This window comes from Sphingomonas sp. So64.6b (assembly GCF_014171475.1).
In the GTDB taxonomy this organism is placed as follows: Bacteria; Pseudomonadota; Alphaproteobacteria; order Sphingomonadales; family Sphingomonadaceae; genus Sphingomonas; species Sphingomonas alpina_A.
This window is the reverse complement of sequence record NZ_CP048817.1, coordinates 3,764,100-3,790,302: the sequence shown is the minus strand read 5'-3', so window position 1 is coordinate 3,790,302 and position 26,203 is coordinate 3,764,100. Positions and strand designations below refer to the sequence as shown.

Sequence of the window (26,203 nt, the reverse complement as noted above, 5' to 3'; positions counted from 1 at the left end):
CTGCGGCGATCAAGGTACAGCAACCCTGTCGGTCGACACCCCGCTGCTCGCAGGCGCGGGTCCAGCATGCTGCAGCCGATCGACCAGCGCGACATAAGGCCGATAGCCGATCAGCAGGCAGGTAAGCGATAGCATCAGCATGGCGACACTGACCGCCAGAATGGCGAGATGGATCATCGCCGGATCGTGGAACAGATAGTCGGTCATCAACGCGATCAGCGTTGGCCCCAGCCCAAGCCCCAGCAGGTTGATGACCAGAAGGGCGATCGAGATCGCGGTGCCGCGCATCTGGTTCGGCACCATCTGCTGGATGATCGCGGGGCTCAGGCCATTCAGAAAGGTGGGCAGGAACACCGCGCCCGCCAGCGGCACCAGCGCCCAGGACCCGTTCGGGAGCAGCGTATACCCGAAGATCAACGGGATCGTCGCGAGCTTCACCCATAATGCCGCGCGCAGCCGGCCCGATGCGCCGCGCCGCCGGGTCATCACATCGCCAAGCCACCCGCCGCAGAGCACGCCGGCGGTGCCGAAGGTGAGCAGCAGCAAACCGTAGATATGGCCGATCTCCACCGCGCTCCAGCCATAGCGCCGGATGAACATCGTCGGGATCCAGGCCGCGACCCCATAGCCCGCGACCGCGGAGAATCCCATGAACAGGTTGATCGCCAGAAAGGCGCGCTTGTTCTCACGGAGATAAGCGAGCACATCGCGCAACGGCAAGGCTGCGGCGACCTGGCTGCCATCTGCAGCGGTCACCGAATGCACCGCGCCCGTCCGTCGCGGTTCGCGAAGGCACAGTGCCACCAGGGCGACAAGCAGGCCAGGCAGGCCAATGATCAAAAAGACCATTTGCCAAGGCCTGATCTCGCCTATCAACGGCAGCAGCGCCGGGCCGGACTGCAAGGTTCCCGCGATAATCGTCGCACCGATCACCAGGGCCAGACCACCGCCAATGTAAATCCCGATACTGTAGACGGCCAAGGGCAAGCCGACTTTATGCGGCGGGAAATGATCGCCGATCAGTGAATTGGCCGCCGGCGTCAGGACGGCCTCACCCGCACCGACGCCCATGCGCAAGGCGAGTAACGCACCATAGCTTCGCACCAGTCCGCACCCGGCGGTGGCGAGGCTCCAAAAGGCTATCCCGCCGGCGACGAGCCAGGTGCGTCGCTTCGAATCGACGAGGCGACCGAGCGGAAGGCCGACCAGCACGTTGCACAGCGCAAAGGCCAAGCCTTGCAACAGGCTGATCTGCGTATCGCTGAGCGCGAGATCGCGCTTCATCGGCTCGACCAGGAGGCTGAGGATCTGTCGGTCCAGGAATGAGAAAACATACGCCACCGTCAGCACGAAGACCATAAACCAGCCATAGACGGGAGACGGGTAGCCCTGCTCCGGGCGGATCGAGACCGCGTCGTCAGCAGCGATTGCCTTGCTGGCCATTATACCTCTCCCACCCCAGCGACGCTCCAGCATGATCGTGGATTCAAGCGCTATTGGTGAGATATATAGAATTTAGATCCGGCCCCCTGTCAATGAGGGTTCGCGCGTCGTTTTGCGGTCGCTCTTTAGATGAGCCAGATTTTGGGTACGACGGTGCGTGGAGTGCGTCCGCCGAATGATCTCAGCAACGCAGTAGCACCGTTCGTCATCCAAACATCGAAGTTGGGAGTTTCGCGAGGAGCGGTGTCTGCACTTAGCCAAGATAAATGGATGGCAGGTTGTGGGAAACACTGCCGCCCCGCTGAATGGCCGAATCTGGGTCATCCCCGATCCAGCAACTAACTGAACGACCGTCCGCTACCGGACCTGTTTGCCTGCAAGCTGCCAGACCGCAATCAGCCAATCCATGCCAGATATAAGTCGCGTCGCGCTCGTTTGACCCAGAAGGCCTCGCTTGATTCACTTCGCTATCTGGTGTCGCTATGCCTGTTCTCTCCCACGCCTTGAGCGTTGGGTAAAAGCACATCCACTAGATCAGTTGAATCGGGCGGGCCGGGAATCGAGCAGGCCATCTTGAATCAGCAGACCGGAATCGAGCACCATGACTCCCGCCTCAGCCACTTCCCGATTTTCCCGTGAGCGCGCCGCAAAATTTCCGTGCGGGCTGGTCGGTTTTCCCGCAGTTTTTCCCGTAAATTCCCGTGAACCACTCGAAAAAGCTCTTTCCTGCAAAACTTCCCGTAGCCACGCGAATTTGAACTGCCGCAGGGCGGGCAATGTCGGGCTGTCGAAACCGAACATTTTCACTGATTCAATTCGCCTGTCCGACGGCTCGTCGTTCGAACGCGGCTCCGGGCGTCCCTCTTCCGGCCATATGAGTCGGCGCGTGCCGCCATGTCTTTCCACACCTCATTCACCACGATAGAGCAGGTCGATGGCGCAGCGCGACACTCCGGCAAGGATCGACCGACGTACGCTGCTGATCGGCGGCGGGGCGGGTGTCGGGCTGATTATCGCCTGGGCCGTGTGGCCGCGCAGCTATGTGCCCAATTTGACCCCGGCCAAGGGCGAGACGGTGTTCGGCGCCTGGCTCAAGATCGGCATTGACGGCCATGTCACGGTCGCGGTGCCGCAGGCCGAACATGGTCAGGGTGTCTACACCACCTTGCCGCAAATCGTCGCCGACGAGCTTGGTGCCGACTGGCGCACCGTCTCGGTTCAGCCGGCGCCGCTCAACCCGCTTTATGCCAATGCGCTTGCCGCGGGCGAGCTGTTCGGCGGCGCGTTCGGCGCGCTGCCCGAATCGCTGCGCGCGACGCATGCGCAACGCAGCGCGCTGGTTCTGACGGGCGGCTCCAGCTCGGTGCGCGCGTTCGAGGGTGAATTGCGCGCGGCGGGCGCTGCGGCGCGGATCATGCTGTCGAAGGAAGCGGCGAAGCGCTGGGGGGTGGAGTGGCAATCGACCGGCACCGCGGCCGGCTTCGTCGTTCATGGCACGAAGAAATTGCGCTTCGCCGAACTGGCGGCCGACGCGGCCGGCCATAAGGTGCCGAGCCCGATTCCGTTGCGCGGCGGCGACACCAACCGGCTTTACGGCCAGTCGCTGCCGCGGCTCGACGTGCCCGCCAAGGTCGATGGTTCGGCCAATTTCGCGGGCGACATACGCTTGCCCGACATGGTCTATGCCGCGATCCGCCAGGGGCCGGTCGGCGATTCGAAACTGATCCGCGTCGATCGTGCGGCGGCCGACAGGATTCGCGGTGTGCTCTCGGTCGTGACCAATGACCGCTGGGTCGCGGCGGTCGCCAATAACTGGTGGGCGGCGAACAAGGCGCTCGACGCGCTCAGCCCGCGTTTCGAAACCAGGGGTGCGATCGTCAGCAGCGCGACGATCGATGCGGCGCTCGACGCCGCGCTGGACGGGCCCGGCACGCGCATGGCCGCGCTCGGCGATCTCGGCCCGGTATTCAAGGGCGCGAACGTGGTGACCGCGCAATACCGTGCCGGCCTGGCCGTCCATGCCGCGATCGAGACGATGACCGCGACCGCGCACTATCATGACGGCCTGCTCGAACTCTGGCTGCCGACCCAGGCACCGGGGCTTGCGCGCGGTGCGGCGGCGGCGGTGCTGGGCATTCCCGAGACTCAGGTCGTCGTTCATCCGATGCTCGTCGGCGGCTCGTTCGGCGCCAATCTCGAACATCAGGTCGCCGAACAGGCGGCGTTGCTCGCCGAGCGGCTCAAACGTCCGGTGCAGCTCGTCTGGTCGCGGAGCGAGGATATGCTGCACGATCGCTACCGGCCGCCGGCTTCGGCGCGGATGAGTGCGCGGCTCGGGCCCAACGGGCAGATTCTTGGCTGGCTGGCGAAGATCGCCGCGCCTTCGACCGGACGCGAGATCGCCGGGCGGCTGCTCTCGGGCGATACCACTGCCCGCGCCCTGCTCGCGACAAGCCGGGGCGGCGACGCTTATGCGGTGGCCGGCGCCAGGCCATTCTACCGCATGCCGGCTTATGCGGTCGATCATCACCCAGCCGAGATCGGCGTGCCGACCGGTCATTGGCGCTCGGGCGCACACAGCTACACCGCGTTTTTCACCGAATGTTTTCTCGATGAACTCGCACATGTCGGCGGCAACGAGCCGCTGTCATTCCGTATCGGCATGCTTGGCGGGGACGCGCGGCTGGCGCGTTGCCTGTCGACCGCGGCGGCGCTGGGCGGCTGGGAAGGTGGCGTTGCGGGCAGCGGTCAGGGCATCGCCTGCCACGCATTTCGCGGGTCCTATATCGCCGTGCTGGCCGAGGCGCATGTCGGCGACGATCAGCGCCCGGTGGTCGATCGGCTGGTCGCGGCGGTCGATTGCGGACGCCAGGTCAATCCCGACGTGGTGATGCAGGCGATCGAAAGCGGGCTGATCTTCGGCATGGCGGCGGCGCTTGGCGGATCGACCGGCTTTACCGAGAATCTCGCCGATGCGCGCGGTTTCGGCGACCTCGCGCTGCCGCGCCTCGCCGACACGCCGGACATCACGGTCGAACTGATCCGTAACGAGGCCGATCCCGGCGGGGTGAGCGAGCTCGCCGTGCCGCCGGTCGCCCCGGCGATCGCCAACGCGCTGCAGGCCGCGACCGGTTTCCGCATGCGCAGCTTGCCACTCAGACCCGGAGAAGCGTGATCCTTCCTGGCGATCATCCACCTATCGCGCCTCGCAAGATCGGTGTCCTGCTGACCAATCTCGGCACGCCCGACGGGCCCGATGCGAAATCGGTCAAACGCTATCTGGCCGAGTTTCTGTCGGACCGGCGCGTGGTGGAGATTCCGGCGATCGCCTGGCAGCCGATCCTGCGCGGCATCATCCTCAACACCAGGCCGAAGAAATCCGCGCATGCCTATAACCTGGTGTGGCGCGAGGACGGGTCGCCGCTCGCCGCGATCACCAGGTTGCAAAGCGCCGCGCTACAGGGTGTTTTCGGGCCGGACGTGATGGTCGACTGGGCGATGCGCTATGGCAACCCGTCGATCCCCGATCGGCTCGCCGCGCTGAAACAGGCCGGATGCGACCGTATCCTGATCGCGCCGCTCTATCCGCAATATTGCGCCGCGACGACCGCGACCGCCAATGACAAGGCATTTGCCGCGCTGGCGAAAATGCGCTGGCAGCCGGCGATCCGCACGTTGCCGCCTTATCATGACGAGCCCGCCTATATCGATGCGCTTAAGCAATCGGTTGAGGCATCGCTCGCGCGGCTCGATTTCGAGCCTGAGGCGATCGTCGCCAGCTTTCATGGCATGCCACAGCGTACGCTGGAACTGGGCGACCCCTATCATTGTCACTGCCAGAAGACCGCGCGCCTGCTCGGCGAAGCGCTTGGCCGCGACCTGGTGATCGCGTTCCAGTCGCGCTTCGGGCGCGCGAAATGGCTCACGCCGGCAACGGACATGACGCTCGAGGCCTTGCCGGGACAGGACGTGAAGAAGGTCGCGCTCGTCGCACCGGGTTTCTCCGCCGATTGCCTCGAGACGCTTGAGGAGCTGGCGATCCGCGGCCGCGACAGCTTCCTGAACGCAGGCGGCACGCACTTCGCGTATCTGCCGTGCCTCAATGAAAGTCCGGTCGGCATCGCCATGCTGCAAAGTCTTCTGTCACGAGAGCTTGAAGGCTGGAACGTCACCGCCTAGCCTTTGGTCCAACGGCAAATCTTGTGGAGAGAATATATGGCACGCGTCGCGATCGTTACCGGAGGCACGCGCGGAATCGGTGAGGCGATCAGCCTTGCGCTCAAGGAGATGGGCGTGACCGTCGCCGCCAATTATGCGGGCAATGACGAACGCGCACGAGAGTTCAGCGAACGCACCGGGATCAAGGCCTATAAATGGGATGTCGGCGATTATGACGCGACCCAGGCGGGGTGCGCGCAGGTCGCGGAAGAGCTCGGCGCGGTGGACATCGTCGTCAACAATGCCGGCATCACGCGCGACGGCACGATTCTGAAGATGAGCTATCAGGCGTGGAAAGAGGTGATCGACACCAATCTCGGCGGTTGTTTCAACATGGCCAAGGCGACCTTTGCCGGCATGCGCGACCGTAAATGGGGCCGGATCGTCAATATCGGATCGATCAACGGCCAGGCCGGCCAGTACGGCCAGGTCAATTATGCCGCCGCCAAATCGGGCATCCACGGCTTCACCAAGGCGCTGGCCCAGGAAGGCGCGCGCGCCGGGGTGACGGTCAATGCGATCGCGCCGGGTTATATCGACACCGACATGGTCGCCGCCGTTCCTGCCGATGTGCTGGAAAAGATCGTCGCGAAGATTCCTGTCGGACGTTTGGGCCAGGCGCATGAGATTGCGCGCGGCGTTGCGTTCCTGTGCTCGGAAGAAGGCGGGTTCGTGACCGGGTCGACGCTGTCGATTAATGGCGGGCAGCATATGTACTGACGGGTGAAGGCGGCACTGCGTGCCGCCGGTGCTCGGAAAGCGAGCATCACCCGGCACGGCCGGCGGGTGGCAGAGCCAACCCGTCCGACGGCGGCTTTGCCGCCGGCCTTACCAAACCCGTAGCGCTCACCGTTCGTTTCGAGCGAAGTCGAGAAACTGAGCGCAGCGCCTACTTGTTTCTCGACTTCGCTCGGAACGAGCGGTGGGTAGGGTCGAAGCCAGCGGCAAAGCCGCCGTCGGTCGGGTCGCTGAAGCGCCCGCCGGCCGGTTTGGGCGTTGCGCTTTGCGCACCGCGCGGGCGTAGCCGCGCTTTGCCAAACGAAGGGCCGGCCCCCTTGCGGGAGCCGGCCCTGACCCTCGATACGCTACCGGAGGGCCAAGCTTACTACCGGGGAGCTATCAGCGGCAGTAACGGGGGTTATCCGAACGATCGATCGCACGGCCGGCCAGGGCGCCCGCACCGGCGCCGAGCACGGCACCAAGCGTCTGGTCACCGCGGCGACCGGCGATTTCGTGACCAAGCAGGCCACCGGCGATCGCGCCGACGATCGTGCCGCCGGTACCATTGTCGCAACGGTTATTGCGATAGCGGCGGTTGTCGCGATAGTTGCGGCGATTGTCGTTGTAGTAACGGCGATCATCGCGGCGATAATCACGATAGCCACGGTCGTCGTTACGATCGTAACGATCGCTGTAGCGATCATAGCGCTGAGCCGAGGCCGGGGTCGCGGAAACCAGTGCGGTGGTGCCCATGGCGAGCGCGACGGCGGCGAGTGTGAATTTCTTGAACATGATCGGTCTCCTTCGTCTCGAATTTCGTGGCGACGGGATTTGCTGATCGCCGTCGATGCACTTCTTCTAGGCGAGTCGCATTGACCGGTGTCTGAATGCGTCCGTTATCGCCGGTTCATCTCGCCCCCTTCTATTCCGGCCCGTTCCATTTTCCGGCAAACGCCGCTGGCCGGCGCGCCGTTCGCGGTTATGAGGGGCGCGTGCGCATCCTGCTGTCGATCCTGCTCGTCCTGCTGCTGGTGCCGTCCTGGAGCGGTCCCAAGCGCCTCGATCTGCTCGGCCGCACCGCACGGATCGAATCGACCCGGGTGGCGCTCGATCCCGACGATCCGGCACGGCGCCGCGTCGGCAAGCTCTACTGGCTCGGCGGTGTGCAGCTCAGCAGCCCGGACCGCACTTTTGGTGGCTTCTCCGCAATGCAGGTACAGGGCGACCGCTTCACCCTGCTCAGCGATGGCGGCAATATCGTCCGGTTCGCGATGGACACTTACGGCCGCGTCCGCGACCCGCATTTCGCCGAATTACCCGACGGCCCCGGCAACGGCTGGCAGAAAAGCGATCGTGACAGCGAATCGCTGACCGCCGACCCGGCAAACGGCGATGTCTGGGTCGGCTTCGAGCGGGCCAATGCGATCTGGCGTTATGATTCGTCGCTGACCAGGGTGCTTGGCCATGTCGCCCCGCCGGCGATGCACCGCTGGAACGATAATGGCGGACCCGAGACGATGGTGCGCACCACGGACGGCGGCATGATCGTCATTGCCGAGACGAGCAAGGGGCCAAGGGGCAAAGGCCGGGCGGCGCTCCGATTCGTCGGCGATCCGGTCAGCCATCCGCGGTCCGGCTTCCGCTTCGGCTATTTGCCGCCCGAAGGGTATGATCCGAGCGATGCGACATTGCTGCCCGATGGCCGGCTGCTGATCCTCAACCGCCGATTCGCGCTGCCGTTCGATTTCGCCGCCAAGCTGACGATCGTCGACCAGCGGAAAATCCGGCCTGGCGCGATGGTGCGCGGGCGTGAAATCGCGACGCTCGCGGCGCCGCTGCTGCACGACAATTATGAGGGGGTCGCGGTCACGCGCGAGGGGCGCGACACGATAATCTGGATCGTCTCGGACGATAACCAGTTCGTGCTGGAACGCACGTTGTTACTCAAGTTCAAACTGGAACCAGGCGCCTAAGGCTTGTTGAAATTCGCGAAAGAGCGAATTTCAAGACGGCGCCAGCCCACTCCCCTCCCGGCCACCCACAGAATATCCTGGATGGGTGGCCGGGAGGGGAGCGGGCTGGCACCGTCCCAAATGCGTCAACAACGCATTTGCAAACTAAAGTGTCAGGCGGCGACTGCCGTGGAGAGCTTCTTGCGAACGTCGCGCTTCAGGCGGCGTGCACGCAGCGACAGCTTGTCGTCGGTGGTCTTGACCAGCCAGTTGTCGAGCCCGCCGACATGTTCCACCGAACGCAGACCATGGGTCGAGACGCGCAGCTTCACGCTGGTGCCCAGTGCGTCCGACATCAAAGTCACATTCTGCAGATTCGGCAGAAAGGTGCGCTTGGTCTTGTTGTTGGCGTGGGAAACATTGTTTCCTACCAGCCGGCCCTTGCCGGTCAGCTCGCAAATCCGCGACATGATCGTATCCTGAAGGTCAGGGCCATGACGGCCCGGTAATCCCATGAAGGCGGCGCGGATACCCGAGACGGGACAGGGCGTCAACCGATTCAGGCTATTCCCGTGCAACCAACCGCGCTGCTGTGGCGTTTGGTTACGGTAACGATTCGATTTTGTCGATCTGGAGAATGTATATGCGCGCCCTACTCGTTCTAATCGGCCTCGCCGCTCTCGTCGTCGTCGGCCTCATGTCGTTCGGCCTGCTGACGTTCAACGGGACGGCCGGATCTCTGCCCACCGTCAAGCTCGAAGGCGGCTCCGCGCCCAAGGTCAAGGCCGACATGGCGACGATCTCGGTCGGTACCGAAAACAAGACGATCGAGGTGCCGACCGTTGGCACCACGCAAAAGACGATCACCGTGCCCACGGTGAAGATGAACACGCCATCGAGCAACAGCGCCGCGCCCGCCCAATAAGAGACTGTTTGGAAACCCGCGCTCTCGCGAGTTGCCAATAGACTCCAACGGCGGCCCGGGGCTGGCCCGGGCCGCTGCGGGCAGGCATAGCTGTATAATGTTTCCGATGCCTGCTCCGATGCGCGCCGCGCTCGATGCCGCCCATGCCGCGGCGGCCGATGGCGAGGTGCCAGTCGGTGCTGTGGTGGTCCATGCTGGTCAGATCATCGCCATCGCGGCCAATGCTCCGCGCACGCTCCACGATCCCACCGCTCATGCCGAGATCCGCGCGATTCGCGCCGCCGCCGAGGCACTTGGTACGGACCGTCTCGAGGAATGCGACCTGTGGGTCACGCTGGAGCCTTGCGCGATGTGCGCCGGCGCGATCGCCCATGCGCGAATCGCCCGGCTCTATTATGGTGCGGAAGACGTGAAGGGCGGCGCGGTTGCCCATGGCCCGCGCTTCTTCGCCCAGCCGACCTGCCATCACCGCCCGGAAATCTATGCCGGGATCGGCGAAGACGAAGCGGCGGCGCTGCTCAGGGATTTCTTTGCCGTGCGGCGATAAGCAAAAGGCGGCGCTGCTTTCGCAACGCCGCCTTTGCAGTCGGACAGGAACACCGGTTAGCGCAGATCGCTCTCCGGGATCGGCACGATCTTGATTTCGACCCGGCGGTTGGCGGCGCGGCCTTCCTCCGTGTCGTTCGATGCGATCGGCTGCGATTCGCCAAAGCCACGCGTCCCGATGCGCGCCGACTGGACGCCGCGGCTCGACAGATAGTCGGCAACCGACACAGCGCGGCGTTCCGACAGGCTTTGGTTATATGCATCGCTGCCGGTCGAATCGGTATGGCCGTACACATCGACATAGGTCCGGTTATACTGGCCGAGTACCTGGCCGACCTGATCGAGCGTGCGCTGGAAGGTCGGTGCGACCGCCGCGCTGTCGGTGGCGAAGTTGATTCCCGACGGAATGTTGAGGATCAAATCGTCGCCCTGGCGGATGACCTGGACGTCGGTACCCGCAGTGCGCGCGCGCATCTCGCGTTCCTGTTTGTCCATATAGGCGCCGATGCCAGCGCCGGCGAGGCCGCCGATGCCGGCGCCGACGATCTTCTCGGTCCGGTCGTTGCGCCCGCCGACCAGATCGCCAAGCAGATAGCCGCCCAGCGCGCCGCCGATGCCGCCGATCGCTGCCTTGGACATGCGGCGCTCGCCAGTTTCCGGATCGGTCGTGCAGGCGCTGGTGGCGACCAGCGCGGCGAGCGTTGCACCGAGCAACAGCCTGGATTTGATCACTTGAAATTCTCCCTTGGATTCATCCCCCGAACCATCGGTGCGGAGCGACTGAACGGTCACAATAACTCGTCTCGTCGCGCGATTGTTCCGCATCCGATTTGAATGAAAGATGATCGCGCTGTTGTGAAACCGACAGATTCGCGCCAAAGGGTCAGGAGCGTCATGGCACCGCTTCCCCCCTTTCCCTGGATCGACGTCGCGATCATCTTCGCGCTGGTCTCGTTGAACGGCGTCTTCGCGATGTCGGAGCTGGCGATCGTCTCGTCGCGCAAGGCGCGGCTCGAAGCGATGGCGCGCAGCGGCAAGCGCGGTGCGCGGGCTGCGATCCTGCTCGCCGCCGATCCCGGTAAATTCCTGTCGACAGTGCAGATCGGCATCACGCTGATCGGTATTCTCGCCGGCGCCTATTCGGGTGCAAGCCTGGGTGAGCCGGTCGCGGCACGTCTTCATTGGCTCGGCCTGTCGCCCGAAACGACCGCGACGGTCGGCTTTGCGCTGGTCATCTCCCTCACCACCTATGCCTCGCTGATCGTCGGCGAGCTGGTGCCCAAACAGATCGCGTTGCGTGCGCCCGAACCGATCGCCGCGTTCATGGCGGCGCCGATGCGCTGGCTCGCCTGGGGGACCGCGCCGATCGTGTGGCTGCTCGATTCGACCAGTGCGCTGCTCTTCCGGCTGATGGGCATGAAGCGTGAGACCGAGGACCATGTCACGGCGGAGGAACTTCATCTGATTGTCGCCGAAGCGTCGAAATCGGGTGTGATCGAGGAGCATGAACGCTCGATCATATCGGGTGTGGTGCGCCTTGCCGATCGTCCGGTGCGCGAAGTGATGACGCCGCGCACCGATATCGACTGGATCGATGTCGGGCTCGATTCCGCCGGCATCCGCGCCGCGCTGATGACGGCATCGCACAGCCGCTTGCCGGTCGCCGAAGGATCGGTCGATGCGGTGATCGGCGTGGTTCAGGCGCGCGACGTGGCGATCGCATTGCTCAGTGGCGCCCCGCTCGATCTGCGCGCGCTGATGCGCCAGGCGCCGGTCGTGCTCGATCAGCTCGATGCGATGGATGCGCTGATCGCGCTCCGCGAGGCCGAGGTGCCGATGGCGCTGCTGCACGACGAATATGGTCATTTCGAAGGCATCGTCACGCCGGCCGACCTGCTCGCCGCGATCGCCGGCGAGTTCGCCTCGGACACCGATCCGGACGACAGTCCCTCAGTGGTCGAACGCGACGACGGGTCGCTGCTCGTCGCCGGGCAGATGGCGGCCGACGCGCTGGCCGAACGGCTCGGCATCGACCTGCCCGAGGACCGCGATTACGCGACCGTCGCTGGCCTCGCGCTCGCGGTGTTCCGCCATTTGCCGGGCGAGGGCGAAAGCTTTGTCGAACAGGGCTGGAAATTCGAGGTGGTCGATCTCGACGGCCGGCGGATCGACAAATTGCTCGTCAGCGTGGTGAAGAAGAAGGGCTGAAATGGACGGCGGTTTCGTCGCTCATGTCTCGCGCTGGCGTTCCGGCCTGAGGTGCTGGGCGCGCTCGGCTTTGTCGTTGCCGCCATCGTCATCATCATCATCATCATCATCATGCAGACCAAGGGCCTGACCGATCCACTGGCACTGGTCACCGGCTGGCTTGGCGCCTTGTTCTTCGGGGCATGCGGACTGGTCGGCGCGCGCCAGCTGCTGCGTACCGGCCCGGTGCTGGAGATCGACGCGCGGGGGCATCCTGTGGCGGCGCTGGTCCGATGAGCGCATCCCCTGGCCGGCGATCGAGCGCGCCGAGGCGATGGCGCTACGCAGCCAGCACCTGCTTGCCCCATGGCTGTTCGATCCGGTGCTCTATCCATCGAGCCATACGCTGGGCAAGCTCGCCGGGGTCAACAGGGCGATGGGCTTCGGCGATATTGCGATCAGCGTATCCGGCACCGATCGCCGCTTCGAGGAACTGGTCGCCGCGTTCGACCGATATGCGCCGGATCCGTCACCCTATCCGCCGAGTTTGCCGAACTCCGCTTCATAGGCAGCACGGTCTCCGGCACTCAGCAGCTTTGCCTGCTCGACCCAACGATCCCGGGCGATACGGCCCTTGAATGCGCCAAGCTTCGCATCGAGTTCCTCGATCTCCGCCGTGCTCATTGCCGCGATCTGATCGACGCGGGTGATGCCGAGTTCGGCAAGCTGTGCGGCAAGTTTGGGGCCGAGACCCTTGAGCTGAGTAATATCGCCGGCCAGTGGTTCGGGCACTGGCGTATTGGCGACCATGTCGGCGGCGAGCGTCGCCGGGCTGGCGTCGAATGCGGCGGCAGCCACGATTGGTTCGTCAGCAATTGGCGGTTCGTCCGCGATCGGCGGGTCACCGACGCTTGAAGGTTCATCGACCAGCGGCGGTGTCGCCACGACCACGGGTGCGTCAACGATCGGTGGTGGCGAAGGGGTCACGGGCGGTGTAACCACCGCCGTAGCACGGGCGGCATCTGGCACTGAGCCGAGCATCGCCTCGCGATGTTGATTGGTCGCCGCTTCAGACGTCAGCCGTTCGCGTTTGCGTTTGATGCCCCACGAGATGCCGAAGATCGTGACCAGCGCGAATATCGCGATGATGATCAGTTCCACAGCAGTGATTGTCGTCATCATATCGGCTGCCCCATTGTCGCTTGAGTTTGCTGGCTTAACATCGCTGTCGATCTGCCTCGATCCTGTGCGCTTCTAACGAACGGCCGGCGACAAAGCACCATCTGCGGTCGTCGATCCCACCGCCAGGTCAGCGAGTTTCCCGCTCTACTTCGCGCCAGCCGATATCGCCGCGGTTGAAGCCGCTCGGGAAGTGGATCTTGCCGACCGCCGCATAGGCTGCCGCCTGAGCCGCTCCGGCATTTGCACCGGTCGCGGTCACCGCGAGCACACGCCCACCCGCCGCGAAGAGCTTGCCGTCATCCGATCGCGTGCCGGCCTGGAAGACGCGCGCCCCGGTCTTTTCGGCCGCGGCAATGCCATCGATCGCGCCGCCGGTCTCCGGTGCGGCGGGGTAGCCCCGCGCCGCCATCACCACTGTCAGCGCGGTGTCGGCGGAGAAGCGCACCGCATCGCGCCCGGCAAGCTCGCCGCGTGCGGTCGCCAGCATCAGATCGAGCAGATCGTCCTGCAACCGCATCATCAGCACCTGGCATTCGGGATCGCCGAAGCGGGCATTATATTCGATCAGCTTGGGGCCATCGGCCGTGAGCATCAGTCCCGCAAACAACACGCCGGAAAAAGGCGCCCCCATCGCCGCCAGCGCCGCGACGGTCGGTGCGACGATCTCGTCGATCGCCCGTTGCTCCAGCGCCGGCGTCAGGACCGGCGCCGGGCTGTACGCGCCCATGCCGCCGGTATTGGGTCCGGTATCGCCGTCGCCGACGCGTTTATGATCCTGCGCCGATCCGAACGGAAGGATCGCGCTGCCGTCGCTCAACACGAACAGGCTGACTTCCTCGCCCTCCATGAACTCCTCGATCACCGCCTCGGCCCCCGACACGGAGAAGAGGTCGGCGATCGCGCCTTCCGCTTCCTCGCGGCTCATCGCCACAGTCACGCCCTTGCCGGCGGCCAGGCCATCGGCCTTGATCACCACGGGAATGGTGAAATCGTCGAGCGTGGCCAACGCACCGTCGCGCGATATGACCTTGGCATAAGCCGCGGTCGGGATGTTCGCGCGCGCGCACAGATCTTTGGTGAAGCCCTTCGATCCCTCAAGCCGCGCCGCCGCCTTGTCGGGTCCGAACACCGGCAGGCCCATGGTGCGGATATTGTCGGCCAGGCCGTCGACCAGCGGCGCTTCGGGGCCGATCACGACGAAGCCGATCGAATGGCGAATGCAGAAATCGATCACCGCGCGGTGATCGGCGGGGTCGAGCGCGACCAGGTCGGCATGCTCGGCGATGCCCGGATTGCCCGGCGCGGCATAGAGTTTGGTACAGCCCGGCGATTGCGCCAGCCGCCACGCAAGGGCATGCTCGCGGCCACCCGATCCGATCAGCAGGATATTCATGGCCGACCCTTTTTCCGACATGCCCCCAACGGACATGGGCCGGCTCGTAGCCGAGGAGATCGCGGGCGACAACGCCGCGCCGGTCAGCGTCGGCGAACTGGCGCTGAAGCTGAAGCGCGTGGTCGAGGGCGAATTCGGCCATGTTCGGCTGCGCGGCGAGATTTCCGGCTACAAGCGAGTCGCCTCGGGTCATGCCTATCTCAGCCTGAAAGACGACAGCGCGGTGATCGACGGCGTGATCTGGAAGGGGCAGGTGTCCGGCCTGGCTTTCCAGCCACAGGACGGGGTCGAGGTGATCGTTACCGGCAAGGTGACGACCTATCCCGGGCGATCGAAATATCAGATCATCATCGAGCGGATGGAACTGGCGGGTGAAGGCGCGCTGATGGCGCTGCTTGAAAAGCTGAAGGCCAAGCTCGCGGGCGAAGGGCTGTTCGATAACTCGATTAAAAAGCGCCTGCCGTTCCTGCCGCGCGTGATCGGCGTGGTCACATCGCCGACCGGCGCGGTGATCCGCGATATCATTCACCGGCTTGAGGATCGCTGTCCGACGCATGTCATCGTCTGGCCGGTCAAGGTGCAGGGCGACGGCGCGGCGGCCGAGGTCGCCGCGGCGGTGCGTGGCTTCGACGCGATTCCGCCGGGCGGTCCGGTACCGCGTCCCGATCTCGTGATCGTCGCGCGCGGTGGCGGCTCGATCGAGGATCTATGGGCGTTCAACGAAGAGATCGTGGTGCGCGCCATTGCCGCCTGTTCGATCCCGATCATCTCAGCGGTCGGGCATGAAACCGATACCACATTGGCCGATTTCGCCGCCGACCTGCGCGCCCCGACGCCGACCGCGGCGGCGGAGATGGCAGTGCCGGTACTGGCCGATCTGCGGCTGACGCTTGACGGTTATCGCCAGCGCACCGAACGCTGTGCACGGCGTTATCATGAGCTCAGCCGCGAACGGCTCGACGCGCTGGTCCGTGTTCTGCCGAAACGCGACACGCTGCTCGGCCCGCAGCGGCAAAAGGCCGACGATATCGGTGCACGGCTCGATCGCGGGCTCGAACGGCGCGTGACTCTGGCGCGAGGGAGCCTCGACCGATCAGGTGGCGCGTTGCGGTTGTCGGTGCTCGAACGCCAGCTTGCCGGCGCGCGCGACCGGCTTGAGCGGACGTGGCGGCTGGTCGAATCGCTCAATCCCGACCGGTTGCTCGATCGTGGTTATGTGCGTGTTTCGGCCAGACTGTCGGGTGCGGTGATCGCAACGGCGGCGGCGGCACGAGCGGCGGGAGCCCTTACGCTCCATTTCCGGGACGGAGAAGTCGAGGCGCGGGTTGAGCGCGGCGGCGGCACGGCATATGACAGAGGCGCGCCGGACAAGAGCAAGCCCGACCAACCGAAATTATTGTAACCGCCAAATTATTGTAACCGGATGATATGCCATGTTGATGTCGAACAGTGACCGCCCCGCGCGCCTTCATTATATGGCGAACGGCTTTCGCGTGCTGACGACCGGCGATCATGTCGTTTGCGCGGTGTCCGGCGCGCGCATCCCGCTTGAGGATTTGCGCTATTGGAGCGTCGCTGCGCAGGAGGCCTATGCCACCGCCGAGATCGCGACCGAAGCGATGAGCCCGCCCAGATGAAGCGCATGCGGCGCTGGAGTGTGGGGGGCACCGCGCTGATGCTGCTCGGAAGCTGCACTAATGTGACGGACCATCCGCGGGTCCAGCCGGTGCCGCCATCGGTACGGGCCGACAAGCCCACCCCGCAATTGCGCCGTGCGCCCGGCCCGGTAACCTTCAGCTATAGCGGCCCGCGGATGCAGGGCGGCGCGGTGATCGGTATCGCGCCCGCCGGCACGAGCATGCTGACGTTCAACGGCGCCTCGGTGCCGGTGACCGCCGATGGCCGCTTCCTGATCGCCTTCGATCGCGACGCGCCGCCTTCGGCGACTCTGGTCGCCACGCTCGATGACGGCCGCCAGGTCAGCGACGCGCTGGTCGTCGCACCGCGCGCCTGGTTGATCGAACGGCTCAATACCCTGCCCAAATTCCCCCGGCCGCAACCGGAGATGGAGCGGCTGCGCCCCGCCGAAATTGCGCAGATCAATGCCGCGCGGCGCGTGCGGTCGGATTCGCAAGGCTGGCGGCAGGTGTTCCTGTGGCCGACAACCGGGCGTATCTCGGGCATGTTCGGGTCGCAGCGCGTCTATCAGGGACAGCCGGGCGCCTATCATTCGGGCACCGACATCGCCCGGCCGGCCGGGACGCCGGTGCTAGCGCCGGCGGACGGCGTGGTCATCCTCGCCGCCGATCATCCCTTCACGCTGGAGGGCAATCTGCTGATGATCGATCACGGGATGGAACTCAATTCGGCGTTCCTCCATCTATCGCGGATCGATGTCCATGTCGGCGAGCGGGTGCGGCGCGGCCAGGTGGTCGGCGCCATCGGGATGAGCGGCCGGGCGACCGGTCCACATCTTCACTGGGGTCTCAAATGGCGCGGGTCACGGATCGACCCGCTGTTGTTGGCGGGGCCGATGCCGCGTGCGGAATAAGTTTAGCTCGTCGCCCGCGTTCAAATAACGCGCTTGACGCGAACCCCCGGTGAGCCGCCGACCCGCAACATGTAGCTGCCGAGCGCCGCGCGTTTGACTACGACATCGAGGCCGGCTTTCGGAAGACGATAGAAGGGTTTGCTGTCGATCTGGCGCCATACGGAGCCATCGACCAGCCGTATCGTCCAGCCGTTCACGTCTTCGCTTGCCGATGCGATCTTGGATTCGATTTGGGCGACGGCATCGTCGTCGTCACCCCCGAACAGCTTGATGCTTGGCAAGCTCAGTCCGAACAAAGTGCGCTTCGCCTGACGGAGCTGTTCCTTGTCCACGATGACGACATCTTTCGACGTTTCGGCCGCGTCGAGCGTGGCGACTTCAGTATCGTAACAGGCCAGACGAGCCGCAGAATCCTTGATTGTGCGGCAATCGACCAGTCGCTGAAAGGCTTGGGCACGGACCGGAGGCTCTTTCTCCTTTGCCAAGACCGGGCTCGCCACGATACCGCCCAGCAGTACGGCGCAAAACAGCTTCATCGTCTTTCTCCCCGGATGTCATCAGCTTTATCGTTCAATCGCCGGCATCCGCGATATGTGGCAAGGACGCAACACTAGTAAGTCAATTTGCTGCGCCGCAAGCAAATCCGTTTACAGCGCATTGCCGGAAAGGCACTCATCGCACCATTGCCCGATCTGACAAGAAAATCACTTGCGGATACGGACAGCCTCGCGGTCAGGGCCGCGGATGCGAAAGGAAAAGGGACGTGAATAAATTTGCAACCATCGCGAAGCTCCGGAACGGCGCCGCGCCGATCGTGCTGGGCTTGGCGCTGATCTCCGGGCCGGCCTTTGCGCAGGCAGCCGATCCGCAGGCTACTGAACTTCCGGCGACCGCCGCCGACACGCCGACAGAGGACATCGTCGTAACCGGTTCGCGCATTCCTCAGCCGAACCTCGAAGGGGTCAGCCCCGTCACGCTCGTCAGCAGCCAGGACATCAAGCTCCAGGGTACGACGAAGGTCGAAGATCTGCTCAACTCGCTGCCATCGGTCTTTGCCAGCCAGGCCTCGACGCTGGCCAACGGCTCCGACGGCACGGCATCGGTCGATCTTCGCGGCCTTGGTACCAACCGTACGCTCACCTTGGTCAATGGCCGGCGCCTGCTGCCAGGTGATCCCAGCCCGACCAGTGGTTCGGCTGCCGACATCAACATCATTCCAGCATCGATCCTGAAGCGGGTCGAAGTTCTGACCGGCGGCGCATCCTCCACTTACGGTGCGGACGCGGTCGCGGGCGTGGTCAATTTTATCGTCGATACCGATTTCACCGGCGTTCGGATCGATGGCCAGTACAGCCTGTACCAGCACAATAACCGCGACAAGTTCCTCAGCCCGCTGCTCGACGCCAAGGGCTTCGCCAATCCCAAGGGCAATGTCGTTGATGGCGGCACGGTCGATGCCACGATCTCGATCGGCAGCAAGTTTGCCGATGATCGCGGTCATGCGCTGGTCTATTTCGGCTATCGCAAGGCAAATGCGATCACGCAGAACAAGCGCGACTATAGTGCGTGCGTACTGCAGAATTCGGGTGGCGGCGTTCCGCGCTGCGGCGGCTCGTTGACCAACGCCAACGGCACGGTCGTGCTGTTCGACCCCAATCTCAACACCGCTTCATCGACTGTTTATACGTTCCAGCCCGGTGGCGGGTTCGCGAACACGACGTCGCCGTACAACTTTGCGCCAACCAATCATTATCAGCGCCCAGACGAGCGCTACACGGCCGGCCTGTTCGCCAACTACGAAGTCAGCGACGCAATCAAGCCTTATGTCGAATTCATGTTCATGGACGATCGCACGGTCGCGCAGATCGCGCCATCGGGTGATTTCGGCAACACGCTGACGGTCAATTGTGACAACGCGTTAATGTCTGCAGTGCAGCGCAACGTGATCTGCGCTGCTCCCAATCTGATCAACGGCTATCTGGGGAACTTCCCGCTAGCTCAGTCGGCTCCCTACAATACCAATCCGGGCGCTGCGCCGCTCGTCTTTACTGACTCGTTCGGCACGACCTATAATCAGGGCTTCATGCAGCTCCTGCGTCGCAACGTCGAAGGCGGGCCTCGCCAATCCGACCTGCAGCATACCAACTTTCGTGGCGTGATCGGCTCCAAGGGCGATCTCGACAAGAACTGGTCCTATGATGCCTATTATCAATATGGCCGGTCGAACTATTCACAGGTTTATTCGAACGAATTCTCAGTAGCCCGACTGGGTCGCGCGCTGAATGTCGTCGATGATCCACGGACGCCAGGGTTCGATCCGATCTGCCGCTCGGTGCTCGATGGCAGCGATCCAAGCTGCGTTCCCTACAACGTCTTCAATGGCGCGGGTGCGGCTAGCCCAGCATCGGTTGCCTATCTTTCGGCGACCGGCTTCCAGAAGGGCCAGACGTCCGAACAGATTGCCAGCGCGTCGCTCACCGGCCTGCTCGGCGATTATGGAATCAAGTCGCCCTGGGCGAGCGACGGCGTTGCGGTCAACCTTGGTGTTGAATATCGCAAGGAATCGCTGGAACTGCAGACCGACAACGCATTCAGCACGGGCGATCTGACTGGGCAGGGCGGCGCGACGCTGCCGATTTCGGGCAGCTTCCATGTGTTCGAAGTCTTCGGTGAAGCGCAGGTTCCGCTGATCCATGAGAGCTTCATCCACGATCTGTCGCTTAACTTGGGCTATCGTCATTCGTCATACGAAACGAGTGCCGACAGGAAATACGACACTGATACCTTCAAGATCGGGGTGGATTTCGCACCGATCCGGGATATCCGGTTCCGTGGCGCGTACAACCGTGCGGCACGCGCGCCGAACATCCAGGAACTGTTCGCTACCCCGACGGTCGGCCTGAACGGGTCCTCGGATCCGTGCTCCGGTCACGCGATCACGGCGACGGAATATGGCTGTATCGCGCAGGGTCTGACGGTCGGCTCCGGCACGGCCGGCAACCCGGCCGGCCAGTATAACGGCCTGATCGGCGGCAACCCCGACCTGAAGCCTGAAATTGCCACGACCAAGACTTTCGGCATTGTGTTTCAGCCGTCGTTCCTGCGCAAATTCTCGCTGACGGTCGACTGGTTCGACATCAAGATCAAGGGTGCGATCAGCCCGCCTGCGCAGGACGCGATCCTCAAGGATTGCGGTCTCAATGCGACGGCAACCTTCACGCCGATTTCTTGCAGCCTGATCAACCGCGACGCAGCGGGCTCGATCTGGCTGACTCCGGGCGGTTATGTCGACAACATTCCCAACAACCAGGGGAGCACGCAGACCCGGGGTATCGAAGTCAGCTCGGCCTGGTCGACTGGGATCGGCAATCTCGGCACGCTGAACCTCAGCATGAACGGTACTTACCTCGACAAGTACAAGGTCGATAACGGCATCACTCAGCCCTATGACTGCGCTGGGCTTTATGGTCCAACCTGCAGCTCGGGCGGCACTGTAAACAGCGGTGCGCCACTGCCGAAATGGCGCCACAAGGCGCGGGCGACCTTCAACTTTGCCGATGGTATCGGGATTTCGCTGCAGTGGCGTTATATCGGCAAGGTGAAAGCGGAAACGCTGGAGCACGACAATCAGTCGCTTGGCGGTGCCACCAACTTCAACCCGGGCCTGGAAATCAAGTCGTACAGCTACTTCGATCTGGCGACGTCGTTCAACGTCGATGACAAGTTCACATTCCGTCTTGGCGTGAACAACCTCCTCGACAAGCAACCGCCTTACGTGACGAGCGGCAATGGCGGTGTCGACGGTACGAACCTGTGCCCGACCGGTCCGTGCAACGGCAACACTTATCCGGCGACCTACGATGCATTGGGTCGTTACTTGTTCGCTGGCGTGACGCTCAACTTCTAAGCCACGTCGCAAGACTGATATGCGGGGCGGCAGATCCTAGATCTGCCGCCCTTTTTTTATTTCGCGGTCGTTTTCTTGAACGGGATTGCATTGGCACCGCAGGACGGTTCAAACAGGCGGCATGGCGAGCGCACCCCTGCTGGATTCTCACACGGCCGATATTCTGCGAAAAGCGATGAACGCGGCTCGGGTCGGCGACCTGCATGAGGCGCGAGCGATCGCCGAAGCCGGCCTTTCACGCGAGGGAGACCCCGTTGCACTCAACGCCTTTCTCGGCATGCTCCGCGCGCGCGCTGGCGATACGTCGGGAGCGATCCGGCATCTGCGCGCCGCGCATGACCGCCGCCCTGGCGATACGACGATCACGTGCAATCTGATCGCGGCACTGCTCGACGCCGGCGATCAGGCAGCGGCGCTCGATATCGCGACGCACGAACTGGCGCTCGCCGATGCGACGTTACGGATCGCGCGCTATCGTGGTTTTCTCTCGCAATCGCTCGCGTTATTCCCCGATGCGATCGAAGCCTATGCGCATGTGGTTCGCTACGATCCGCAAGATTTCGAGAGCTGGAATAATCTGGGGAATGCCCGATCGGCGGTTAACGACCTTGAAGGTAGCGTGGCCGCGCTTCAGCGCGCAATGGAGCTGAATCCACTGGCGGCACCAACGCGTCTCAATCTTGCATTAGCACTACGGAAAGCCGGCCGAGCTGCCGAATCCGAGACATTGCTGCGTCGGACGGCAAAAGAATTCCCCGAAGACGCGCGCGTGCTCTACGAGCTCTACGTTCAATTCAAGATAGACGCCCGACAGGAAGAAGCGCTGGAAGCGTTAGAGCAGGCGATTGCCCGTGATGGGGGAAATGCCGATTTGCAATTGAAGCTCGCGATCGAATGCGGTCTGGTGGAGCGGATTGAAGACGCCGAGCGAGCCTTTCGCAATACTCTCCGGCTCGATCCGGGCATCGTCGATGCCTATCTCGGGCTGGCGGTTCAATACGAACACACCAATCGAGAGCATGAATTTGCGCCGCTGATCGCCCTTGCCGAGGCAAACGGGATTGATGAAGAGGTGCTGGCGTTTCTCCGCGCCTTGGAACATCGTCGCCAATCGCGTTTCGAACAAGCGCTCGCCTGCCTGGCTCGGGTCCCGGTCGAGGTCGAGCCGGAACGAGTGGCCCATCTTCGCGGCACAATTCTCGACCGCCTGGGACGTACGGATGAGGCCTTCGCGGCCTTTGTCGAGAACAACCAGCTGAACGAAGCCAACCCGACCGCTCCAGTGCAGCGGGCCGCGGAGTTGCGGGATCAACTCCGAACGGAACTGACGTTCATGACACCGTCATGGGCGAAGGCCTGGCCCGTGGCGACGCCCATGACCGATCGTCCCGATCCGACCTTCCTGGTAGGTTTTCCGCGATCGGGCACGACCTTGCTCGACACGATATTGATGGGCCATCCCGACGTGGTGGTGATGGAAGAAAAGCCCGCGCTGAATCACGTCGATAAGCAGATCGGTGGTATTGCCGGAATTCCCGCATTGGATGGGCAAGGCGTCGTGGATGCCCGGCGGCATTACTTTGAAGAGGTTGGCAAGGTTACGCCGATCGCCCCTTCTCAGCTGCTGATCGACAAGTCGCCTTTGTTTCTCAACAAGGCGTTGCTGATTCAGCGCCTTTTCCCAAACGCGCGCTTCATCCTCGCGCTACGGCATCCCTGCGATGTGCTGCTCAGTTGCTTTATGAGCCATTTCCGACTGAACTCGGCCATGTCCAACTTCCTCCGACTGAAGGATGCGGCCGAATTCTACGATCTCAATTTCCAGCATTGGGAGCGCACGCGCGAGCTGTTCCCGCTCAAGGTGCACACGATAGTATATGAGCGGCTCGTCGAGGACGTTGAAGCCGAGGTAAGGCCATTGTTCGATTTTCTGGGTCTTGACTGGCATGGGGCGGCGCTCGACCATGTCAGCACGGCCAAGAGCCGTGGGCTGATAACTACTGCCAGCTATTCGCAAGTCACCGAACCGATCTATAAACGCGCCGCCGGACGGTGGGAGCGATATCGCCATCATCTTGAGCCGATCCTGCCGACGCTGGCGCCATGGGTCGAGAAATTCGGCTATTCGCTTTGAGCAATCCAGCCGTCCTAGTGGCGGAGGCCGATCGAGCATCCGCTGCGCAGAACTTCACGCGGGCGCAGGCGCTGTTGCGCGAAGCGGCGGAGGTCCAACCCGGCGACTTCGCCATTCTGATGCGTCTTGCCGGCGTAAGCCGCGCGCTGAGTCAGCCGCGTGTCGCCCTAGATGCGGTGCACCGCGCGCTTGCCGTCGCGCCGCTCGATTTCGCGGCGCTGCTGATGCGTGCCAGTTTGCTCGAACGCATCGGCGACCCGTCCGCGGGTGAAGCCTGGAGTCGTGCACTCGCGCAAAGGCCTGATGGTCCTCTACCTCCGCAGTTGGAGCCAGTGGTCGCGGAAGGGGAGCAGCGTTGTACCGCATGGCTTGACGCGCGCGAGGCGCGGCTAAAGGCAGCAATGACCGGTCCAGAGCAGGCAGCAGATATCGCAGAGCGCAAGCGCATTGCGCGCTTCCGTACCAATGCGCTTCGCCGCACGCGGCCTTTTCACAGCGAACCGACGCATTTCCATTTTCCCGAACTGACCGAGCGCGAATTTCACCCTTCGGAATTATTTCCCTGGCTCGTCGAGCTCGAGGCCGCGACCGATTTGATCGCCGCCGAGTTTGGCACGGTCATGGGAGCCGAACGCGCCGAACTGGTACCCTATATCCAGTATCCGGATCATGCACCCCTGCGGCAATGGCAGGCATTGAACCGTAATCCGGACTGGACCGCGATCCATCTGATGCAGAACGGCAGGCGCATCGACGCCAATGCGCGCCATTGCCCGCAAACCATGTCGCTGCTCGACCGCATTCCACAGCCACGTATCGCCGGTTGTTCGCCCAATGCGATGTTCTCGCTACTCGCTCCCGGAACCCGGATTCCGCCACATACTGGCGTGGCCAACACGCGTCTCGTCTGTCATTTGCCGCTGATCGTTCCGGAAGGATGTTGGTTCCGCGTCGGCGCGGAGACGCGAGCATGGCAGCGCGGCGCGGCATTTCTGTTCGACGACACGATCGAGCACGAGGCAATGAATCCAAGCGACTTGCTTCGCGTCGTGTTCATCATCGATGCATGGCATCCGGACCTGAGCCCGACGGAGCAAGCAGCGATCAAGGCGATGATGGAGGCTGAGGGCGCAGGAGTGGCAGGCCTGTGAGCTCCCGCCCAGGCGAACCGTCCGCCGAGAATCCAAACGCGCTGGCCCAATGTGCCCTGCAGGCGCTGGACGACGGTAACGAAGCAGAGCTCCTTCCTGCACTCGCCGCAGCGGCCGAGCGCGTCCGCGACAATGCTTTGCTCTGGCAATGCACCGGCCTGTTATACCGCGGGCTGGATCAGCACGGCGAGGCCGCCATTGCTTTTGACCGCGCGGCACGTCTTGCTCCGGCCGATGCGAAGATCGCCCAGGGCCGCGCGCAGGTCGCGCTCGAGGCTGGGCTCGATGCCGTCGCACTGTTTGACCGTGCCCGCATGCTCAATCCTGACAATGGCGGCGTCCATTTAGGCATGGCGGCGGCCCGGTTCGCAGGGGGCGATGGCGTCCGCGCTATCGCCGAACTCGACTCGTTGCTTGCCAGCAGCCCGGCTTGGGTGGAGGGACATGCAACCCTCGCGCGATTACGCACGATGATGGGTGAGTGCGCCACTGCCACGGCTTCGTTTGAGCGCGCTCTGACCGATCATCCGCGGAATGCGGCTTTGTGGCAGTCGCTGGTCCTCACGCTGAACGAGGGCGAGCAACATACAGCGGCATTGGATGTGATCCGTCGAGGCCGTGCACAACTGGGCGACACTCCCTTTTTTGATGCGAATGAAGCCATCGCGCTGTCGGAGGCGGGCGACGTCGTGCGCGCCGAAGCGTTGTTCGCGCGTGTCTCGCTCGCCGATGAAGAAACATTCGCAGTGCGTCGCGTGCGTCATTTCCTGCGCTCCGGTCGCGTCGAACAGGCGCTTCCCCTTATTGACCGATGGACCGCCCGGCGAGACGCAGCGCTGATCTGGCCTAATGCCGCTATCGCCTGGCGTTTGACCGGGGATCCGCGCTGGCAGTGGCTGGAAGGCGACGATCGGCTGGTCTCGGTGATCGACCTGGCCGATCGCCTGCCGGACCTTGACCAGTTGGCGGCGGTGTTGCGCGATCTGCATCTCGCTCGCGCGCAGCCTCTCGACCAGTCCGTGCGGGGCGGCACTCAAACCGATGGCCATTTGCTTCGACGCAGCGATGCGGCAATCCAGGCGCTCCGCACCGTTCTGATCGATGCAGTAGAAACGCATGTCGCCCGGCTGCCCCCGGTCGATCCTTTGCACCCGACGCTTCGCTATCGCCGCGACCGCCCGATCCGCTTTTCGGGCGCCTGGTCGGTGCGCCTTGCCGATTCGGGCTATCATACCAATCATGTTCATCCGGCCGGTTGGCTCAGCTCCGCGCTCTATGTCGCATTGCCGGACGAGACAGTGCGCGGTGGCGGAGACGCCGGTTGGCTGACGCTTGGACAGCCGCAGGAAGCCCTCGGCCTCGATCTTCCCCCACTGCATATGGTTGAACCGCGGCCTGGGCGACTGGTTCTCTTCCCTTCATGGATGTGGCATGGGACGCGTCCTTTTGCGAACGGGGAAAGACTAACTGTCGCCTTTGATGTCGCGCCGCCGGTTTAGCCCCGTTCCCGCATATCGTTCGAGATCTCGGGCGTTCGAAAAGTCTGGGTTTTCACGTCCAGCTATTATAGTTTTAGCTCCGTTTCGACTTTGAAAGGATGGTAATGAACCGAGTCGCATTGGGAATATTGATCAGTTTTGCGCTGGCGATGCCCGCAGCGGCCAAGGATCCCGCGCCATCGACGCAGCGGAAGACGCCAGATCCGAATCAGGTGGTCTGTGAAAAGCAGGAAGTTCTTGGCAGCCGTTTGGCGGTGCGGAAAGTGTGCATGACCCGGAGTGAATGGGCCGCGCAGCGCCAAAGCGATCGCAGCCTGGTCGAGCGGTCTCAGCTTGGTTCGTGCCAGCAAAAGTCCGGTTGCTGAGCTCTGTCGCATATCGAATAGTGTCGGAGC

25 protein-coding genes are annotated in these 26,203 nt (G+C 63.5%); 17 read left to right on the top strand and 8 right to left on the bottom strand.

Translation table 11 applies throughout. The features are described 5' to 3' along the window. Positions 1–9: 9 nt before the first annotated feature. Complete coding sequence (locus G4G27_RS18010; protein WP_183109912.1) at positions 10–1,443, bottom strand: MFS transporter; 1,434 nt, start codon at positions 1,441–1,443, stop codon at positions 10–12. A 534-nt stretch (positions 1,444–1,977) separates the two neighbouring features. Next, the gene (locus G4G27_RS18005) at positions 1,978–2,250 is read right to left on the bottom strand and encodes a hypothetical protein (RefSeq protein ID WP_183109911.1); all 273 of its coding nucleotides are present in this window, start codon (positions 2,248–2,250) and stop codon (positions 1,978–1,980) included. A gap of 127 nt (positions 2,251–2,377) precedes the next feature. On the opposite strand from G4G27_RS18005, the gene G4G27_RS18000 reads away from it, so the two are divergent. The 3 genes from G4G27_RS18000 to phbB are packed head-to-tail and all read left to right on the top strand — an operon-like array spanning position 2,378 to position 6,381. Then, positions 2,378–4,618: a molybdopterin cofactor-binding domain-containing protein gene (locus G4G27_RS18000; RefSeq protein WP_183109910.1), complete on the top strand. Its 2,241-nt coding sequence runs from the start codon at positions 2,378–2,380 to the stop codon at positions 4,616–4,618. Next, on the top strand, positions 4,615–5,622 hold the full coding sequence (gene hemH / locus G4G27_RS17995) for a ferrochelatase (RefSeq protein ID WP_183109909.1): 1,008 nt from the start codon (positions 4,615–4,617) through the stop codon (positions 5,620–5,622). Before G4G27_RS18000 ends, hemH begins: the two co-directional genes overlap by 4 nt. Positions 5,623–5,658: 36 nt before the next feature. Continuing rightward, on the top strand, positions 5,659–6,381 hold the full coding sequence (phbB, locus tag G4G27_RS17990; protein WP_183109908.1) for an acetoacetyl-CoA reductase: 723 nt from the start codon (positions 5,659–5,661) through the stop codon (positions 6,379–6,381). Positions 6,382–6,780: 399 nt separating this feature from the next. Here phbB and G4G27_RS17985 read toward each other — a convergent pair whose 3' ends face one another. After that, positions 6,781–7,173: a glycine zipper 2TM domain-containing protein gene (locus tag G4G27_RS17985; RefSeq protein ID WP_183109907.1), complete on the bottom strand. Its 393-nt coding sequence runs from the start codon at positions 7,171–7,173 to the stop codon at positions 6,781–6,783. A 95-nt stretch (positions 7,174–7,268) separates the two neighbouring features. Here G4G27_RS17985 and G4G27_RS17980 point away from each other — a divergent pair, with 95 nt between their 5' ends. Beyond that, entirely contained in the window at positions 7,269–8,354 is a 1,086-nt protein-coding gene (locus tag G4G27_RS17980) for an esterase-like activity of phytase family protein (RefSeq protein WP_244624404.1), read from the top strand. Positions 8,355–8,506: 152 nt separating this feature from the next. Here G4G27_RS17980 and rpmB read toward each other — a convergent pair whose 3' ends face one another. After that, positions 8,507–8,803 (bottom strand): 50S ribosomal protein L28, encoded by a 297-nt coding sequence (rpmB, locus tag G4G27_RS17975; RefSeq protein ID WP_183109906.1) that lies wholly within the window; start codon positions 8,801–8,803, stop codon positions 8,507–8,509. Positions 8,804–8,976: 173 nt separating this feature from the next. Here rpmB and G4G27_RS17970 point away from each other — a divergent pair, with 173 nt between their 5' ends. Then, positions 8,977–9,258: a hypothetical protein gene (locus G4G27_RS17970; protein ID WP_183109905.1), complete on the top strand. Its 282-nt coding sequence runs from the start codon at positions 8,977–8,979 to the stop codon at positions 9,256–9,258. A 106-nt stretch (positions 9,259–9,364) separates the two neighbouring features. Then, positions 9,365–9,805, top strand: coding sequence for a nucleoside deaminase (locus G4G27_RS17965; protein ID WP_244624403.1), 441 nt, complete (start codon positions 9,365–9,367; stop codon positions 9,803–9,805). A 56-nt stretch (positions 9,806–9,861) separates the two neighbouring features. Here the strand turns inward: G4G27_RS17965 and G4G27_RS24400 are convergent, their stop codons facing one another. Continuing rightward, positions 9,862–10,533, bottom strand: a complete 672-nt coding sequence (locus G4G27_RS24400; RefSeq protein ID WP_244624729.1) for an OmpA family protein — start codon at positions 10,531–10,533, stop codon at positions 9,862–9,864. A gap of 165 nt (positions 10,534–10,698) precedes the next feature. On the opposite strand from G4G27_RS24400, the gene G4G27_RS17955 reads away from it, so the two are divergent. Genes G4G27_RS17955 through G4G27_RS17945 form a run of 3 tightly spaced genes read left to right on the top strand, consistent with a single transcriptional unit; the run spans position 10,699 to position 12,559 of the window. After that, a complete protein-coding gene (locus G4G27_RS17955; RefSeq protein ID WP_183109903.1) occupies positions 10,699–12,012 on the top strand; it encodes a hemolysin family protein in 1,314 nt (437 codons plus the stop codon). A 51-nt stretch (positions 12,013–12,063) separates the two neighbouring features. Further along, positions 12,064–12,288, top strand: coding sequence for a hypothetical protein (locus tag G4G27_RS17950; RefSeq protein WP_183109902.1), 225 nt, complete (start codon positions 12,064–12,066; stop codon positions 12,286–12,288). A 37-nt stretch (positions 12,289–12,325) separates the two neighbouring features. Next, entirely contained in the window at positions 12,326–12,559 is a 234-nt protein-coding gene (locus G4G27_RS17945) for a hypothetical protein (protein WP_183109901.1), read from the top strand. On the opposite strand, the gene G4G27_RS24225 is transcribed toward G4G27_RS17945, so the two are convergent. Together G4G27_RS24225 and purD are read right to left on the bottom strand one after the other, a co-directional pair. Then, positions 12,526–13,173 (bottom strand): hypothetical protein, encoded by a 648-nt coding sequence (locus G4G27_RS24225; protein WP_244624402.1) that lies wholly within the window; start codon positions 13,171–13,173, stop codon positions 12,526–12,528. The two genes, G4G27_RS17945 and G4G27_RS24225, sit on opposite strands and share 34 nt — an antisense overlap. A 127-nt stretch (positions 13,174–13,300) precedes the next feature. Beyond that, the gene (gene purD / locus G4G27_RS17935) at positions 13,301–14,566 is read right to left on the bottom strand and encodes a phosphoribosylamine--glycine ligase (protein ID WP_183109900.1); all 1,266 of its coding nucleotides are present in this window, start codon (positions 14,564–14,566) and stop codon (positions 13,301–13,303) included. Positions 14,567–14,600: 34 nt separating this feature from the next. Here purD and xseA point away from each other — a divergent pair, with 34 nt between their 5' ends. From xseA to G4G27_RS17920, 3 genes are all read left to right on the top strand, one after another. Further along, a complete protein-coding gene (xseA, locus tag G4G27_RS17930) occupies positions 14,601–15,968 on the top strand; it encodes an exodeoxyribonuclease VII large subunit (protein WP_244624728.1) in 1,368 nt (455 codons plus the stop codon). Between the two features lie 31 nt (positions 15,969–15,999). Then, positions 16,000–16,203 (top strand): DUF2093 domain-containing protein, encoded by a 204-nt coding sequence (locus G4G27_RS17925; protein WP_183109898.1) that lies wholly within the window; start codon positions 16,000–16,002, stop codon positions 16,201–16,203. Between the two features lie 176 nt (positions 16,204–16,379). Beyond that, positions 16,380–17,117, top strand: coding sequence for a M23 family metallopeptidase (locus tag G4G27_RS17920; RefSeq protein ID WP_244624727.1), 738 nt, complete (start codon positions 16,380–16,382; stop codon positions 17,115–17,117). 20 nt (positions 17,118–17,137) lie between these two features. On the opposite strand, the gene G4G27_RS17915 is transcribed toward G4G27_RS17920, so the two are convergent. Then, positions 17,138–17,653 (bottom strand): hypothetical protein, encoded by a 516-nt coding sequence (locus G4G27_RS17915; protein WP_183109897.1) that lies wholly within the window; start codon positions 17,651–17,653, stop codon positions 17,138–17,140. A 227-nt stretch (positions 17,654–17,880) separates the two neighbouring features. On the opposite strand from G4G27_RS17915, the gene G4G27_RS17910 reads away from it, so the two are divergent. The 5 genes from G4G27_RS17910 (at position 17,881) to G4G27_RS17890 (ending at position 26,173) form a co-directional block, all read left to right on the top strand. After that, a complete protein-coding gene (locus G4G27_RS17910; protein WP_244624401.1) occupies positions 17,881–21,024 on the top strand; it encodes a TonB-dependent receptor in 3,144 nt (1,047 codons plus the stop codon). 85 nt (positions 21,025–21,109) lie between these two features. Beyond that, on the top strand, positions 21,110–23,158 hold the full coding sequence (locus tag G4G27_RS17905; RefSeq protein ID WP_183109896.1) for a tetratricopeptide repeat-containing sulfotransferase family protein: 2,049 nt from the start codon (positions 21,110–21,112) through the stop codon (positions 23,156–23,158). Next, a complete protein-coding gene (locus G4G27_RS17900; protein ID WP_244624400.1) occupies positions 23,155–24,309 on the top strand; it encodes an aspartyl/asparaginyl beta-hydroxylase domain-containing protein in 1,155 nt (384 codons plus the stop codon). The genes G4G27_RS17905 and G4G27_RS17900 overlap by 4 nt, the downstream gene beginning before the upstream one ends. After that, positions 24,306–25,808: a putative 2OG-Fe(II) oxygenase gene (locus G4G27_RS17895; protein WP_183109894.1), complete on the top strand. Its 1,503-nt coding sequence runs from the start codon at positions 24,306–24,308 to the stop codon at positions 25,806–25,808. Before G4G27_RS17900 ends, G4G27_RS17895 begins: the two co-directional genes overlap by 4 nt. 104 nt (positions 25,809–25,912) lie before the next feature. Beyond that, positions 25,913–26,173, top strand: coding sequence for a hypothetical protein (locus G4G27_RS17890; protein WP_183109893.1), 261 nt, complete (start codon positions 25,913–25,915; stop codon positions 26,171–26,173). Positions 26,174–26,203: the final 30 nt, after the last annotated feature.

What these genes read in the sequence shown, in the direction of transcription:
- G4G27_RS18010 (WP_183109912.1), bottom strand. Translation starts at nt 1,443, where the DNA reads ATGGCCAGCAAGGCAATCGCTGCTGACGACGCGGTCTCGATCCGCCCG.
- G4G27_RS18000 (WP_183109910.1), top strand. Translation starts at nt 2,378, where the DNA reads ATGGCGCAGCGCGACACTCCGGCAAGGATCGACCGACGTACGCTGCTG.
- phbB (WP_183109908.1), top strand. Translation starts at nt 5,659, where the DNA reads ATGGCACGCGTCGCGATCGTTACCGGAGGCACGCGCGGAATCGGTGAG.
- G4G27_RS17985 (WP_183109907.1), bottom strand. Translation starts at nt 7,173, where the DNA reads ATGTTCAAGAAATTCACACTCGCCGCCGTCGCGCTCGCCATGGGCACC.
- G4G27_RS17980 (WP_244624404.1), top strand. Translation starts at nt 7,269, where the DNA reads ATGCGTCCGTTATCGCCGGTTCATCTCGCCCCCTTCTATTCCGGCCCG.
- rpmB (WP_183109906.1), bottom strand. Translation starts at nt 8,803, where the DNA reads ATGTCGCGGATTTGCGAGCTGACCGGCAAGGGCCGGCTGGTAGGAAAC.
- G4G27_RS17970 (WP_183109905.1), top strand. Translation starts at nt 8,977, where the DNA reads ATGCGCGCCCTACTCGTTCTAATCGGCCTCGCCGCTCTCGTCGTCGTC.
- G4G27_RS17965 (WP_244624403.1), top strand. Translation starts at nt 9,365, where the DNA reads ATGCCTGCTCCGATGCGCGCCGCGCTCGATGCCGCCCATGCCGCGGCG.
- G4G27_RS17955 (WP_183109903.1), top strand. Translation starts at nt 10,699, where the DNA reads ATGGCACCGCTTCCCCCCTTTCCCTGGATCGACGTCGCGATCATCTTC.
- G4G27_RS17945 (WP_183109901.1), top strand. Translation starts at nt 12,326, where the DNA reads ATGGCGCTACGCAGCCAGCACCTGCTTGCCCCATGGCTGTTCGATCCG.
- G4G27_RS24225 (WP_244624402.1), bottom strand. Translation starts at nt 13,173, where the DNA reads ATGATGACGACAATCACTGCTGTGGAACTGATCATCATCGCGATATTC.
- purD (WP_183109900.1), bottom strand. Translation starts at nt 14,566, where the DNA reads ATGAATATCCTGCTGATCGGATCGGGTGGCCGCGAGCATGCCCTTGCG.
- xseA (WP_244624728.1), top strand. Translation starts at nt 14,601, where the DNA reads ATGGGCCGGCTCGTAGCCGAGGAGATCGCGGGCGACAACGCCGCGCCG.
- G4G27_RS17925 (WP_183109898.1), top strand. Translation starts at nt 16,000, where the DNA reads ATGTTGATGTCGAACAGTGACCGCCCCGCGCGCCTTCATTATATGGCG.
- G4G27_RS17920 (WP_244624727.1), top strand. Translation starts at nt 16,380, where the DNA reads ATGCAGGGCGGCGCGGTGATCGGTATCGCGCCCGCCGGCACGAGCATG.
- G4G27_RS17915 (WP_183109897.1), bottom strand. Translation starts at nt 17,653, where the DNA reads ATGAAGCTGTTTTGCGCCGTACTGCTGGGCGGTATCGTGGCGAGCCCG.
- G4G27_RS17890 (WP_183109893.1), top strand. Translation starts at nt 25,913, where the DNA reads ATGAACCGAGTCGCATTGGGAATATTGATCAGTTTTGCGCTGGCGATG.